This window comes from Chitinophaga sp. CF418 (assembly GCF_900142925.1).
Classification (GTDB): Bacteria; Bacteroidota; Bacteroidia; order Chitinophagales; family Chitinophagaceae; genus Chitinophaga.
Map to the genome: position 1 here is coordinate 642,153 of NZ_FRCN01000002.1, position 16,086 is coordinate 658,238.

The 16,086-nt window shown below is 46.3% G+C and carries 9 protein-coding genes; 6 read left to right on the forward strand and 3 right to left on the reverse strand.

What is annotated here, in order from left to right; translation table 11 throughout:
* Window positions 1–91: 91 nt before the first annotated feature.
* The 4 genes from F3I09_RS07205 (at window position 92) to F3I09_RS07220 (ending at window position 9,620) form a co-directional block, all read left to right on the forward strand.
* Window positions 92–3,106 (forward strand): TonB-dependent receptor, encoded by a 3,015-nt coding sequence (locus F3I09_RS07205; protein WP_149694362.1) that lies wholly within the window; start codon window positions 92–94, stop codon window positions 3,104–3,106.
* A 3-nt stretch (window positions 3,107–3,109) separates the two neighbouring features.
* Window positions 3,110–4,546, forward strand: a complete 1,437-nt coding sequence (locus tag F3I09_RS07210; RefSeq protein WP_223233161.1) for a RagB/SusD family nutrient uptake outer membrane protein — start codon at window positions 3,110–3,112, stop codon at window positions 4,544–4,546.
* A gap of 637 nt (window positions 4,547–5,183) precedes the next feature.
* The gene (locus tag F3I09_RS07215) at window positions 5,184–8,192 is read left to right on the forward strand and encodes a TonB-dependent receptor (protein ID WP_149694363.1); all 3,009 of its coding nucleotides are present in this window, start codon (window positions 5,184–5,186) and stop codon (window positions 8,190–8,192) included.
* Window positions 8,193–8,210: 18 nt separating this feature from the next.
* Window positions 8,211–9,620: a RagB/SusD family nutrient uptake outer membrane protein gene (locus tag F3I09_RS07220; RefSeq protein ID WP_149694364.1), complete on the forward strand. Its 1,410-nt coding sequence runs from the start codon at window positions 8,211–8,213 to the stop codon at window positions 9,618–9,620.
* A 72-nt stretch (window positions 9,621–9,692) separates the two neighbouring features.
* Here F3I09_RS07220 and F3I09_RS07225 read toward each other — a convergent pair whose 3' ends face one another.
* The gene (locus tag F3I09_RS07225) at window positions 9,693–10,856 is read right to left on the reverse strand and encodes a TlpA disulfide reductase family protein (protein ID WP_223233162.1); all 1,164 of its coding nucleotides are present in this window, start codon (window positions 10,854–10,856) and stop codon (window positions 9,693–9,695) included.
* Window positions 10,857–10,871: 15 nt separating this feature from the next.
* A complete protein-coding gene (gatB, locus tag F3I09_RS07230; protein WP_188133716.1) occupies window positions 10,872–12,326 on the reverse strand; it encodes an Asp-tRNA(Asn)/Glu-tRNA(Gln) amidotransferase subunit GatB in 1,455 nt (484 codons plus the stop codon).
* Between the two features lie 198 nt (window positions 12,327–12,524).
* On the opposite strand from gatB, the gene F3I09_RS07235 reads away from it, so the two are divergent.
* Entirely contained in the window at window positions 12,525–13,895 is a 1,371-nt protein-coding gene (locus tag F3I09_RS07235; protein ID WP_149694366.1) for an aldehyde dehydrogenase, read from the forward strand.
* A 641-nt stretch (window positions 13,896–14,536) separates the two neighbouring features.
* Here F3I09_RS07235 and F3I09_RS07240 read toward each other — a convergent pair.
* Window positions 14,537–15,565, reverse strand: coding sequence for a PDZ domain-containing protein (locus F3I09_RS07240; protein WP_149694367.1), 1,029 nt, complete (start codon window positions 15,563–15,565; stop codon window positions 14,537–14,539).
* A 144-nt stretch (window positions 15,566–15,709) separates the two neighbouring features.
* Between F3I09_RS07240 and F3I09_RS07245 the strand changes: the two genes are divergently transcribed.
* Window positions 15,710–15,895 carry a hypothetical protein gene (locus tag F3I09_RS07245; protein WP_149694368.1) on the forward strand — a complete coding sequence of 62 codons (186 nt, stop codon included), beginning with the start codon at window positions 15,710–15,712 and terminating at the stop codon, window positions 15,893–15,895.
* Window positions 15,896–16,086: the final 191 nt, after the last annotated feature.

The following is a 16,086-nucleotide window of genomic DNA, read 5'->3' on the forward strand; positions in this document are numbered from 1 at the left end:
GACAATTGACCGCATTTACACCACGGATGTGGTATTTTAATCTTGGTACTATCACTAATGCTGCTTCCTGCATTAATTTAAAATCTGTTTGATGAAAAAAGGAGTATTCCTGTATCTGTTTTCATTCATGGCTGTGCTGCCTGCCCTTGCACAGATGAGGACACTTACAGGCACTGTCAAAGCCGATAACAGCGGAGCACCGCTGTCCGGCGTTACTGTCCACATTAAGGGCTCTACCTATCGCGTAGCCACCAATCCAGACGGCTCTTTTTCCATGAGCGTGGGTGGGACGCCCGAGCTGCAATTCTCCATGGTAGGATATGAATCCCACCAGGTGAAGGTCGGCCAGGATATTACCTCGCTGGATATAAAACTGCGACGCATGTCTTCCCGGCTATCTGAAGTGGTCGTGGTGGGATATGGAGAACAGGTGCAACGGTATACGACCGAGGCCATATCTGTTGTGAAAGCCAGTGAGATAACGAATGTACCGGCGGTATCGCCCCAGCAGCTATTGCAGGGACAAGTAGCAGGCGTAAACATGACCAATTCCTCCGGTTTACTGGGCAATGCTTCTCTCCTCCGGGTAAGGGGTACTGCTTCCATTACAGCCGGTAGTCAACCCTTATTTGTTGTGGATGGGGTGCCATTGAATGATGGTGCGTACAGCACATCTTATGGCGGGGGCGCAGTTCTGAATCCCCTGCTGGAAATCAATCCGGAAGATATCGCGTCCATCACTGTACTGAAAGATGCAGCGGCGGCTGCTATTTATGGCTCCAGGGGCTCAAATGGGGTAATGCTGATAGAAACAAAGAAAGGCGCCCTGAATCATAAAACACAGCTTAAACTGGATTATTATACCGGCTGGGTAAGCCCTACGGATAAGCTGAAGGTCATGAACGGGGATGAATACCGTTCCTTTTACAATAACTACATCACCAAGGTAAAAGGAACTACGCCTGTCGATTTTCCGGCGAAAAGTACCGACTGGCCTTCCCTGGTAACCAGGACCGGACGTACAAACAATTATGCGCTCTCTGCCAGCGGAGGAAATGAGAAGACCCGCTTCTATGTAGGTGGTAACTATATGGATGATGAGAACTTCGTGATCGGTAACAACCTGCAAAGGCTATCCGGAAGACTGAACCTGGAACATACCGCCAACAAGTATTTGCAGCTGGGTGTTAACTTCAGTACCGCCTACACGAATATGGACCGTATCTACCAGGAGGGAAACGCCACTGGTAACACCAGCTTGCCACCATTTACGGCAGCATTTCTTAATACACCATTCACACCTGCCTATACAGACGACGGGCAGTTTGCCAATCCGACCACTAATACCCTCGCCAACATCGCATTAAGCACCAATAAATACTATACCCGCCGTAACACAGGCAATGCATATGCAAAGGTCAATATCACGAAAGATCTCTGGGTAAAAACTGACTGGGGTATTGATCTCCTGGAAACGGAGGAACGCATCCGCAGGTCTGCTAAACTAACAGGCGCCACTACAACGCCCGGCTCTGCCAGCCGTACCCTCTGGCAGGATTACAAATGGCTGAGCACTAATAGCCTGAACTACGATAAAAGGATCGGAAATGACCATCAGGTAACATTACTGGCGGCATATAGCTATGAGACGTCAAGATATGATGATATCAAAGTGACAGGTACAGGCTTTGTAAACGACCAGCTGCCAAATGTGGGGTCTGCGGCAGTAACTACAGGTTCTGCAACGGGTAAACGCTGGGCGATGGAATCGTACATTTTCCGCGGTAACTATCGCTTCCTGGATAAATACCTGTTTGAAGGATCATTGCGCCGGGACGGTTCTTCCCGGTTTGGGGCCAATAAGAAATATGGTAACTTCTGGGCTGTATCCGGTGGGTGGATCATTTCACAGGAACAGTTTATGAAGGAGGTACGTTTTATTGACTACATGAAACTGACAGCCAGCTATGGCGTAACCGGTAATGACCGTATCAATTACTATGATTATCTGGGACTATATTCTGCGGGTACTGATGCCAGCTATGCCGGACAGCCAGGATTAAGGCCAACCCAGATCAAGAATCCGAACCTGGGTTGGGAAGAAACCAAACAGTTTGACCTGGGCCTGGCAGTAAATGCGCTGGATAACAGGGTACAATTGACAGTGGATTACTATAGCAAAAATTCTAAAGACCTGCTGCTTTACTTAGCAGTACCTTCCACAACAGGTTTTGGCTATTCCACCAGGAATGCAGGAAAGATGCGTAACAGAGGGGTGGACCTGCAGATAACAGGAGTGCCTGTACGCACAAAAGATTTCCAATGGACTTCCACCCTTAACCTGGGCTTTGTGAAGAACAAGGTAATAAAGTTGTCTTCGGATAACAAAGATGAAGCAGGCAGAAACTATGTACTCAGTTCATATGGTGGCCAGCGGGTAATACAGGGATATGCACTGAATTCGTTCTATGTCTTCAATTATAAAGGTATTAATCCGGAAACAGGAGATCCTGAATGGTATACCAAAGACGGGAAAGCCACGACTACGCCAACTGCTAATGACCAGATCATAGCCGGCAATGCGATGCCGAAATTAACAGGCGGCTTCAATAACACAGTACGGTATAAACAGTTTGACCTGGGCGTTAATTTCTACTTCTCTTACGGCAATAAGGTCATGCTTAATGAATTCCAGACGCTGGATAATGCAACATTGACTACTTCTAACCTGAGCAAAGACATGCTGAATTACTGGCAGAAGCCGGGAGATCATGCATTTGCGCCGGCAGCTACCAGCGCTTCCTGGAAGACCATGCCGTTTTACCAGTTGTCTACCAGACAGTTGTTTGATGGGTCTTTCCTGAGGTTAAAGACATTGACATTGGGATATAATCTGCCATCAAATTTGTTGAGCAATACGCATATATTAAGTGGTGCAAGATTATATGTGCTGGGACAGAATCTCTGGACTGTAACAAAGAAGGAATTCCGTGGCGCTGATCCTGAGGTATCGCTGTATGGCTCGAATGGCCAGGTAGCTGGAGAATCATATTTTTCCCTGCCTCAACCTAAGACTATCACCGTGGGTGTGAACCTGTTATTCTAAAATATGAAAACAGCCAAAATGAACGGGCAAAAAAAGATATTGATATGGCTGCTGGCAGGTCTTACCTGTACCAGCCTGTTTTCCTGCAGCAAAGACCTGGACCAGGATCCTGAGCAGCAAATTCCTACTGAAGATGTATTTACTTCCGGACCTACTGCTTTAAGCGCATTATACGGCGTTTATAGCCGCTCTCAACGTCCGGAGGTATTTGGAGGTCAGCCTCAGATCATCGCTGATTTTATGGCAGATAACAGCAATTATCTGGGCTCTACCATGAGTGATATCAGCAATTTTATTACTTCACCTGCCAGCTCGATTGTGAGTGAGATGTGGCGCCTTCACTATGATGCCATTATGGGAGCTAATGCGGTGGTAGATAAGGTACCGGGTATACAGGATCCTACATTTACGGCCACTGACCGGAAAATGTATGTAGCAGAAGCGAAATTCATGAGGGCTATCCTCTATTTCCAGCTGCTGGACCTCTTTTCCCAGCCTTACCAGGTAACACAGGGTGGAGCACCCGGTATTCCGGTGGTAACTGCTGCTTTTGATGGTACCATCGCATATCCTGCCAGAGGTACGGTAAATGATGTACAGGCACAGATAGAAAAAGATCTGCTGGATGCATTGCCTGACCTGAGCGATACTTTCAGCGATCCTATGCTGGCAAGAGGCCGTGCTACCAAAGGTGCTGCAAATGCGCTGCTGTCAAGACTGTACCTGTACCGTGAGCAATGGGATAAAGCCGCACAGTATGCAAAAGCAGTACTGGATGCGCCCTACTATAAACTGGCTGGCGATTATGCCTTCTATGATGGTAATACAAAAGAAGATGTGTTTTCCATTCAGAATACAGAAACTGATAATCCAGGTACTAACAGCTGGGCCGGATACTATCGTCCAACAGGCGTAGGTGGCAGTGGCGCATGTCCTTTTTCTCCCGAATTGATACAGGCATTTTCTGCAGAAGCGGGTGACAAAAGATTTGCCATGAGTGATGAAGGTACCGCGGCTAACCTCGAAAAGAGAAGATTCACGCTGAAGTTCCCGGATCTATCTCCTGCCAAGGATAATGCGCCACTGATCAGGGTTACTGAAATGTACCTGAACAGAGCCGAAGCACTGGCATCTGCTGGTGGTGTTAACCAGGAATCCATAGACCTGGTGAATGCATTGAGAAAACGTGCAGGACTCACCGAATGGGACATCAATACTTTCGCTACTCCTGATGCACTGATCACGGCTATTCTGAATGAAAGACGTAAAGAGCTCTGCTTCGAAGGTCAACGCAGGATGGATGTGCTGAGAAGAGGACAATCATTGCGTGCAAATGATCCGGAGAAAAAAGCTGGAGCGGACAGAGTGGTTTTACCTATCCCGCAACGCGAAATTGATCTGAGCCCTGCATTGAAAGGACATCAGAACCCGGGCTACTGATTGATATAGGATATTATAAAAAGGAGCGGCTGTTCATCATGTTGAACAGCCGCTCCTTTTTTATGTCTGACAGTGTAATAACGTTACCAGCTTCGTAGATATATCCTGCTTCCATATTATTGAAATCAGCCGGTGCCTAACAATGTTATTACTTTTTTATATGTTGTATTTCCCGCTCTCTGCATATATGAAAACAGGTATTATCATACATGGAGGTGGATAATCAGGGGTTATACGGAAGCATTTTTCTTACATTATATTGAAAAAAATGTGCGGAATAATTTCCATTGATTTCATATATTGCATTAGAACTTATGCGAGTACTATAGAACCAAAATCTGAATCAGAATTCCTTAGAGTGAACCCGATTACCACTTTAATAGCCCGACGAAAGGAATTGTAATTATTGTTTAACAAGTGAAATGACAACCCGGTTTTTCTCTGTACTGATTGATATGGGGGGCTGAATTCCCGATACCTGAGGAGTAACCCACAGTCCATTCTACACAGTTAAATCCGCAAAGCGGTAATGCATGCGCATACTTCTGCATATGGTTACTGACGTGTTGTGCTATTCTAAACTTTTTTCTATGTAGCAGGAAATAACCGGACGTTTTTTCATCAATCAAAATCGCTTATGAAACACACTTTACTCCTATGGCTATTCGTGGCCATCAGCGTGCTGCCCGCGCTTGCCCAAACACGAACGATCAAAGGGAAAATTACAGATGCCAAAGATGGCGCAGGCGTGCCCTATGCCACTGTAAGGGTCCAGGGGGCCAACAAAGGAACTACTACAGATCAGAATGGAAACTTCAGTATTGAAATTGGTGCAAACCAGTCGCTGATTGTTTCTTCTATCGGGTTTGCTGCAAAAACAGTGAAACCCGGTAACAGCGGAACACTAACAGTATCTCTTGCTGCCGACAATACGCTGGGTGAGTACATCGCCACCGGTTATGGGAATACCAACAGGCAAAGGAAAGTAAGTTCCGTGTCTGAAGTGGCCGGAGAGAAAATCGCCAATACACCATTTGTTGATGTTAACCAGGCCTTGCAGGGTAGAGCAGCCGGTGTATTTATCGGAGGGGCTTCAGGACAACCGGGCGCGGTACAGAACGTGAGGATCCGTGGCGTAGGCTCTATTAGTGCAGGCGCTGCACCATTGTACGTAATAGATGGCGTCATAGTAGATGGAAGGGACATTAATGGTACCTCCGGTCTCGCCTTACAGACAAACGACCTGCTTGCAAACCTGAATGCCAATGATGTTGAAAGCGTAAACGTACTGAAAGATGCTGCAGCTACTGCATTGTACGGTTCACGAGGCGCCAATGGCGTGATCGTGATCACGACTAAAAAAGGGAAAGCCGGCGTTACTACTTTCAGCGCAAGAGCGCAGTATGGTTCTGCAAAAGCCAGCTTCGGTAAATCCGGTATGCTGTCACCTGCAGAGGCACTGGCTTACAACCGCGATGTATTAGCTATCAATGGCGCCACTCCTGCCGAAGTAGATGAAGAATTTCCCACATCATTATTGCAAACGGCCTTTGACTGGCATGATGCAGGTTTCCGGAGAGCCACCACGCAGGATTACGGTCTCGCCGCTTCCGGTGGAACAGACAAAACAAAGTTTTATATCTCCGGTGGATATCAGAACCAGGAAGGAACCGTGATCAATTCATGGTTTAAAAAATATACTGTCATCTCCAATGTTTCCCAGCAGGTGAATGACCACCTGGACATTGCAATGAACCTGAACCTTTCCCAGAGTAATGCGAACAATGCAATGGGCGGGAACTATTATTCCAGCCCGATACTGGGTGCCTATTTTGTTTCTCCTTTTCAAAGTCCCTATAAGCCTGATGGCTCCATGTATACCGGCCTGGAACCCGACTTCAACGCCGCCAGCGGCGATAACTTCCTGTACTCTGTATATCTGAATGATAAACGCCTGACCAACTTCAGGGGTTTAGGCGGGCTTACAGTAGGATATCGCGTGTTTGACTGGCTGAAGGTACAGGAGAAAGTGAATATGGACCTGGTGTACGGTGAGGCTAGTCTCTTCTATGATCCTACCACCGGCGATGGTATCAATACAGCGGACCCGGCGAAGAGTGGTGAGATCTATAATGCCAATGTGAAGAACACTACACTGACCAACCAGTTATCAGTCAGCGGCGCTATTAAGATCAATGAGGATCATCAGCTGGATTACCTGGTGCTCACTGAGTATAACAGGTTTAAATCAAAGTCCATCAGCGCAGATGGAATTGGTCTTGTTACCGGCAAACTGAAAGCGCTTGATGTTACCGCCGTTCCGCAGGACGTAGGAGGTAACGGTACAGAGTATACGTTCCTTTCATATCTCGGACAGTTGAACTATACTTTTAAAAACAGATATAACCTGAGTGGTAGTATCAGAACAGATGGATCTTCAAGGTTTGGTGTGAATAACCGTTTTGGTACATTCTATTCTTTTGGCGCTTCCTGGAAAGTAATGGAAGAAGCATTTATGAAATCACAGAAAGCCTTTTCAGACCTGCGTCTGAGAGGTAGTTATGGCGTTACCGGTAACGCTGACTTTGACAACTTTGTGGCAACCGCTTTGTATGATTATGGTACTGCCTATAATGGTGAACCTGGTAACGCTCCTTCTACTATTGGTAACAGAAGCCTTACGTGGGAACGCAACAAATCGTTCAATATTGGTCTGGACCTCGGTTTCTTTAAAAACAGGCTGACTGCGGTAATTGACGTTTACAGACGCCAGACGGATGGCCTGCTGATGAATACTCCCGTGAGCTCTACCAGCGGCTTCCTGACTCAACCTGCGAATGTTGGTTCACTGGAGAACAAAGGTATTGAAGCACTCATCACCAGTAAGAATATAGACGCTCCTTCCGGCCTGACATGGACTACTGAATTGAATGTGTCTACGAATAAGAATAAGATACTGTCACTATATGGTGGGCAGGATGTATCTGCTTCCACTACACAGTTACACAGAGTGGGTGAGGCTGTACAGAGCTGGTACCTGAATGAATGGGCTGGTGTTGATAAAGATAATGGCGACCCCCAATGGTATACAGCAGATGGTAAAACAACAAACAATATCAACCTTGCACAGAGAAAAATAGTAGGTAATAGTCAGCCGAAATTTATCGGTGGATTGACGAATACTGTAAGCTATAAAGGTATTTCCTTCAGCGTATTCTTTTATGGAGTGACCGGCAGCAAGATCCTTAACAGAACAAGGATATTGGGAGATGCTGATGGTGCTTATTTCGGATATGGTTATGATAAGCTGACGGCTCAGAATTACTGGCGGAAAGCAGGTGATATAGCTGAACGTCCAAAACCGGTTCCCGGCGGTAACCATAACGCTAACAATGCACAATCCACCAGGTATCTGGAAAATGGTTCCTTCCTCCGTCTTAAGAACATCAGCCTGAGTTACAGCCTTCCTAAAAAATGGATGAGGGCTGCTAAACTGAGTGATGTTAAATTCTATGCACAGGCAGCAAATATTGCTACCTGGACAGGATATACAGGATGGGATCCGGAGCAGGATATCAGTGCGATGGAGTTCTTCAGATATCCTCCTGCCAAGAGCATCACCTTTGGCGTAAATGTTAATTTCTAATCTAAGCAAAGATCCTATATGAAAAGAATATTCGTGTATACAGTTATGTTAGTCCTGCTATCTGTTGGTCAGGGCTGCAATAAAGAACTGGAGCTTTCGCCGGCAGATAAGTTGCCGACGGATGAAGCGTTATCAAATATTAAAGGTGTGAATGCCGCGGTAAACGGTATGTATGCCGGGATGAGAGCTACGGATTATTATGGAAGGAATTACCTCATACTCGGGGAAGTCACTGGCGATAATGTTTACCTTTCTACCAGCAACAGTAACCGCTTTCTGTCCAGCTGGCGATTGAGCTGGATCGTTTCAGATGTGGATGTCACCGCCGTCTGGAATAGGGCCTATGCAGTGATTTTAAGGGCCAACAATATTATCAACAGTGTACCTGTTATCAGCGATGGTACCGCTGAAGAGAAAGATTTCGCCAAGGGACAGGCATTGTTCATCCGCGCATTGGCGCATTTTGACCTGCTACGTTTCTTTGCTGAGCCATATATTATTGGGGGTGGTACATCTCTTGGTGTACCGGTGATAACAAAATTCGAAGTAGGTTCGCCAGCAAGAAATACTGTGGATCAGGTATATGCACAGATCATAGCCGATCTGACAGAAGTTAAATCACTACTGGCCGAAAATACCAGCGATCCTTTCAATGCCAGTTCCTATGCGGCATCTGCACTGCTGGCAAGAGTATACCTTTACAAAGGTGATAACGCTGCTGCTATTGCGGAGGCTACAAGAGTGATCAATGCGGGATATACTATACAACCCGCAAGCAGTCTGGCTGATTTTTACAACACACCAGGTACAGGAGAAGATATTTTTACACTGAAAATACTCGACATACAGACAGCTGGTTCTGATAACCTGGGCCAGATGTACAGGAAACCCGGTTATGGGGATATCCGTGTATCGCCCGACCTGGTAAACGTATTGGAGCCAGGTGATGCAAGAAGAGCTTTCATTTCTGCATTTAATGGCAGTGCTGCCGAATTTCAGAATAACAAGTTCACTGGCCAGCAAGGTATTTCAGGACTGCACAGTCCTAAAATACTGCGCATTTCAGAAATGTACCTGGCGCGTGCAGAAGCATATGCGAAGGAAAGCAATTATGCTGCTGCACTGGCAGATGTAAATGCGATCCGTACACACAGGAACCTGGCTGCACTGGAGAATGTGGCGAATGATGCCGTGTTAACAGCTGTGCTCAGGGAGAAACGTGTTGAATTTATGTTTGAAGGACATCGTTATTTCGACCTGTTAAGAAATAAGCTGGATATTGTAAGAAACCATTGTAATAATCCGGAGCAGTTAAACACGCCCAGATGTACAATTGAAGCCACTTCAAATACAGCCATCTTCCCTATTCCGCAAAGGGAAACAGATGTGAACCGTAACATAGAACAGAATCCGGGGTATAAAAAATAATTGTGGTCAACCTATAAATAAAAAAAAGCGTCTGCCTTTGGCGGACGCTTTTTTTTATTTGCTGTGATAATTTTATTTCAACACTTCCTGAAGCTTGCCCTGTAACTCAGGGCCTCTCAGTCCGATAGCGATTACCTTTCCTTCCGGATCGAGCAGCATGTTGGATGGAATGGAGTTCAGTCCGTATAAAGGAACAACTGCAGATTCCCAGAATTTCAGATCACTCACATGGGTCCAGGTAAGGCCATCTGCCTGTATCGCTTTTGCCCATGCCTCTTTTGTTCTGTCGAGAGATACGCCGAGGATAGTGAAGTTTTTATTCTTGTAAGTGTTATAAGCCTGTACAACGTTCGGATTTTCCATGCGGCATGGTTTGCACCAGCTGGCCCAGAAATCTACCAGTACATATTTACCTTTGAAAGAACTAAGGCTGGTGGCTTTTCCTGACAGGTCGGGCAGTGTAAAGTCGGGCGCTACCTGGCCGATCTTAACAGCTGTCATATTCTCCTCTTCACCGGCCATGGCATCTGTTCCCGGAGAAGCATCCTTTTTGGATATTTCGTTCAGCTTGTCGGTGAAGCTGGTGATCAGTGTGTTTTCAGGAAAACGGGTCTTTATTTCGTTGATCACTTTCTGATCCTGCAGCAAGGTAGGCGTGCTCACCATACTCAGTGCGAATGCAGCTACAGCAGGAGATTTTGTGTCTGTTGCCGCTTTCATGATGAACTGTTCAAGTTCCTTTTGTCTGGCCTGGAAAGCAGTAACCCGTGGTTTCATCACGCTGTCGGGCGTTTTGGCCTGATAGAGGCTATCCAGGGTTTTCATTTCAGTTGTCAGCGCTATATTCTTTGTGCTCACTTCATTCAGCAGTTGCTGTATTTCTGAAGAGGCTTCGGAATTCTCAATTTTAACCTGTTCCAGGTGGTTATAATCACCGTCGATGCTCATAGTACCGGCATCGAGGCCCAGCAGGATAAAACGGTTATTTTCAGCGAAACGGATACGGTAAAGCGCCTGTTCCGGCAGCATACCTTTGAGGGTGAATTTACCGCTGGCATCTTTTATCACAGCAGTGTCCACGATCTTCGCTTCTTCCAGCGTCAGTTCCTCCAGGTATATTTTACCCAAAGGAGCATTGTCTATATGTGCATTGATAACAAAATCGCCCTTCTCTGTCTGTTGTGAACAGCTGGCCAGGAATAGTCCGGCTACTGCCCATAAAGCAAATTTCTTCATATTGATCAGTTATAGTTATTTCAGTTTTTCTGCCAGCAGCTGGTTTGTCAGTTTTGGATCAGCTTTGCCTTTGGAGAGTTTCATCACCTCTCCTACAAAGAGTCCCATCAATCCTTTTTTACCACTGCGGAATTCGGCTACTTTATCCGGATACTTAGCGAGGACTTCATCAATAATAGGTGCAATGTTATTTGCATTGTTATCCTGAAGGAGGTTAAGGCGGGTAGCAATATCCAATGGCTGCTCTGCAGGGTTTTGCAACAGTTCCGGGAAGATGCGGGAAGAGGCAATGGAGAAGCTCACCTTTCCGTCTTCAACAAGTTGTATCAGGCCTGCCAATGCAGCTGGCGCTAATGGGAATTCCGTCATAGACGCACCCTGTTCATTGAGGGTGGATTTAACCGGGCCCAGTAACCAGTTGGCCACTGCTTTATGTGCAGGAATGATCGTTGCTACCTGTTCGTAATAGTCTGCCGTTGCCTTGTCATCACAGATCACGCGGGCGTCGTACCCGGGCAGTCCGAACTGGCTTACATACCGTTGCACCATAGCCTCCGGCAGTTCGGGCAGTGCGTTCTGTATGCTGTCCAGGTATTCTTCTGTCAGATGGAATGGCGCCAGGTCCGGATCAGGGAAATAGCGGTAGTCATTGGCTTCCTCCTTGGAACGCAGGGAGAATGATGTACCGTTGCCGGCATCGAAACTCCGTGTTTCCTGCATGATGGTGCCGCCGCTTTCCACAATAGTGATCTGGCGTTTTATTTCTCCCTCTACCGCACGTTTTACGTTACGGATGGAGTTGAGGTTCTTTACTTCTACTTTGGTACCCAGTCTTGTCTCTCCTTTCAGACGGATAGAAATATTGGCGTCACAGCGCATACTTCCTTCCTCCATGTTACCATCACATACATCCAGCCAGCGTACCAGCCTGCGGAGGGTAGTCAGGAAAGAGTATACCTCGTCACTGTTGTGCAGGTCGGGTTCTGTTACGATCTCCACCAGGGGCACACCGGCACGGTTGTAATCCACCATGGTGAACGATGGATCCTGGTCGTGCATGGATTTTCCGGCATCTTCTTCCAGGTGAATGCGGTTCAGTTTGATCTGCCGTTCGCCTCCGGTTACGGGAATAGTGACAATTCCTCCGTCACAGATGGGGGCAGTATGTTGTGAAATCTGATATCCTTTCGGGAGATCAGGGTAGAAATAGTTCTTACGGGCAAAATAGTTTTCCCTTTCAATCCTGCTCTGGCATGCCAATCCCAGGCGGATGGCATATTCCACCGCCTTGCGGTTCAGTACGGGAAGCGTACCGGGGTGGCCCAGTGTAATAGGACTGATATGGGTATTGGGCGCGCCTCCGAAAGCTGCACTGTCTCCACAAAATAATTTGCTCTCTGTCAGTAACTGGGCGTGTACTTCCAGGCCAATTACTACCTCATATTTGTCAAAATCGATGGCTGCGCTCATGATGATCTTCTGCTATTAGCGCAAATATATATAATGAAGGGTAGAAAGGGGAATCCCGAGAATATTATTGGAATTTAACAAAATTTTAGTATTCTTGTATTGCAGAACCGTTCAACCTATATTCTGTTTTTCCTATACCTCTCTTTCGGATTAAGCGAACAATCTCCACTTTTATCATTTTCAGTACCTTCAGGTAGTATGAATACCCAGGATGTCTATAACGCACAACAAACCTTTTTTGCGTCCGGTAAGACGCTCTCCTATAAATTCCGCCGTCGCCAGCTTAAGTTGCTGAAAATGGCCATTAAAGAGCGGGAAAAGGATATTCTGGCCGCTTTACATGCCGATCTGCACAAACACCCCGTTGAAGCTTACAGTAGCGAAATAGGGTTCCTTTATGTCGAAATAGCGTATCTGCTCAGCAATCTTAAACGGTGGATGAAACCGGAAGATGTCAGCAGCCCTTTTATCATGTATCCCAGCAAGAGCAGGATCCACCGGGCGCCGTTGGGCTTAACCCTGATCATAGGGCCGTGGAATTATCCTTTTCAGCTGGTCCTGGCGCCGCTGGCAGGGGCCATTGCCGGCGGGAACTGCGCGGTAGTAAAACCGTCTGAACTGGCGCCCCAAACATCCGCAGTAATAGCTTCCCTGGTCAGGGAAACCTTTGACCCGGCTTATATTACCGCCGTGGAGGGAGATGGCGGAGTGGTCATTCCCGACCTGATGCAGCACCGTTTTGATCATGTATTCTTTACCGGAAGTGCTGTCATCGGCCGTAAGGTCATGGAGCTGGCAATCCCCCACCTCACGCCGGTTACGCTGGAACTGGGAGGGAAATCGCCTGTTATTGTGGACGATAAGGTAAACATCCGGGTGGCAGCCAGACGTATCATATGGGGAAAATTCTGGAACGCCGGGCAGACCTGTATAGCACCGGATTATGTGCTGGTACACAGTAGTGTGAAGGATGAACTGGTGGAGGCAATGAAGAAGGCGGTCGTTCAGTTTTTCGGGGAAGATCCTGCTGCTAGTCCGGACTATGCCCGGATCATTAACAAAAAGCGGTTTGGGGTATTGAACACCTATTTGCAACAGGGTAAGGTGGTACATGGGGGAACTGCTGATGAAAGTGAGTTGTTTATATCGCCTACACTACTGGAAGACGTAACCTGGGACAGTCCCGTCATGCAGGAAGAAATATTCGGCCCTGTCCTGCCGGTGCTTACGTTCGGCGCGCTGGAGGAAGCCATCAGCCTGGTCAGACAGCAACCGCAACCATTGTCCCTGTATCTGTTCACCAAAAGAAGCAGTACCGAAAAGGCTGTTACTGAGCAGCTTAGTTTTGGCGGAGGATGTATCAATAACACCCTCGGACACTTTACAAACCCCGAACTGCCTTTCGGTGGCGTAGGTCATAGCGGCATGGGGCAGTATCATGGGAAATATAGTTTTATGACGTTTACACACCCCAAAAGCATCATGAAAACCGGTACCTGGATAGACGTGGCCATGAAGTATCCGCCCTTCAGGAACAAGCTGAAAATAGTCCGTTGGTTGATGAGATAAGGGGCTGATACTATTTTGATATGTTATTTTGAGCTAATAACATAGTCTCTGAAATGTTAACTCGTTGTTTGTTAATTAATTATGTTTTTTATCCCTCTTTTTGCCTGAGAGAACAAGCATAGAAGAAGCAGAGAAGACGCGACGAAGAAAGGGAGGTAATGTGTAGAACAGGCGATAATATAATATCAGTATTCGCACTCACCGGCATCTTCAGCCATCAAATAAGTAAGATCCATATAGTTCAATACCAGCCTTAGCGTACGGCTTTTGTCGTACGCTAAGGCCTGCTTTATACCTATGCATTCTTTATAATAACTCATAAGTAAGCTATTCTAAACCCATATATAACCCATATATAATCCATACCTTTTAAATATGGGTTATATATGGGTCATATATGGCTTATATATGGGTTATATATGGGTTATCTCCGAGAACAGGCTATGAGAGAAGCTTTACATAGACTGTATGAATACCTTACTATGTACTAATTTATAGAAGAATGGTTTTTATAATAGATAAATATGTTATGCCTGACTTTAATACACCTAAGCGTTGGATCTGAAATACTTAATCTATGGATATAAAAAAAGGATGCTTCTGAGGGGAAGCATCCTTTTTACGTCGACCGCTTATCTGGTTTACAAATCAGCTTTATGTAATTTCTTTGGTACTTTAACTTCCAATGTCTTCTGCTGACCACCCCTTTTCACCTGGGCCGTGATAGTGCTTTTATCCTTATTGGCACGATAAGCATTGGCCACATCGCGGGTGGAATTAACAGCGTCACCTGCCAGTTCAGTAATGATGTCCTTGGCTTTAAACCCGGCCTTTTCAGCTGCGGAACCCGGCGTTACGCTTAATACTTCTGCACCGTTGCCTTCTTCAGTATCCTGTACAGATAATCCCAGTTTGACGTCATTATCTTCGTTAAAGCCACGGAAACGGTTAGTACCGCCAGGTCCAGGGAAATTATCACCGAAGTTAAATTCTCCTCGGGGAGCGCGACGGAAGCCCTGAGCTCCGCCACGGGGGAAGAGTTCCAGTGTACCAGCTCCTTTTCTTTCATCCAGGGTGACTGTAGCAGTATATTCCTTTTTGTCGCGCAGGTAAGTGATGGTTACCTTATCGCCAGGATCGTGGGCGCCGATCTTTTCAAACAGGTCCTGTGGCTCATTGATCTTATCAGCATCTACACGGGTGATGACATCGCCTGTTTTAATACCTGCTTTTTCAGCAGGGCTTTCCTTGGCTACTTCACGCACAGTGGCGCCTGCAGCTTCTTTCTTTTCAGTGAATACGCCCAGAACGGCCTTACCTGGTTTGATATCCATCATACCGCCGGCAGCATCGTCATTATCATCGTCGTTGAAGAGCTGTATGCCTCCACGGGGTGCAAAATTGAAGTTATTACCATCTACAGGCCTGATGCGGCGTCTATATACAGACAGATCTCCATCCTTATACGCATCCATTTTCTCCCCGTCTACCAGTACATTGCCATCCTTAATCTCGATGGTCACCTTTCCATCCTTGTTACTGTTGCGTTTGATAACGATCTCATCGTACTCTCCCAGTTTATCGCCCCTTTTATCCTGGGCGATGGTGGCAGAGCTGAAAGCAAAGCAGGTAATGCTTGCCAGTGTGAGGGTCTGCAATAGCTTGCTCATAATTTCCTCCTTTTTATGTAGTGAATTGTAGTTAACAAGGCAAATTTAGGAGGGCTTATAATAAACGAAAAGTTAAAATAGGCGAAGCGGGGAAGTATGGATACATAACAAAAGGTACTTTTGATGAAATCCCTGTTGTTATCTATGAAAAGAAGAATCCCGTTTAAGGTGGATATCCCGGTGCCCTGCACACAGTCATGGAACGATATGAATCCTGTGGATAACGGGAGATATTGTGGGCATTGTTCGAAGAAAGTAATCGACTTTACAAAACTGGCTGATCACGAAGTTGTAAGGATATTCCTGGATAGTAGCGGGGGTATCAGATGAAATTTGCCGAGGCCGTCCGTTCAAAGCCTCTTCGAATAACGATACCGCCTCCGGTTGATGATGCGAAGAAATAATGCGATGATTGAATTGCGATAAAAAAAGAGGGGATATAGCAGAAATAAATGCACGTTCTTATAAGCGCCTAAAAGATTACCTTAATTCATCAGGTATACGAACAAGAAGGGCCTGTA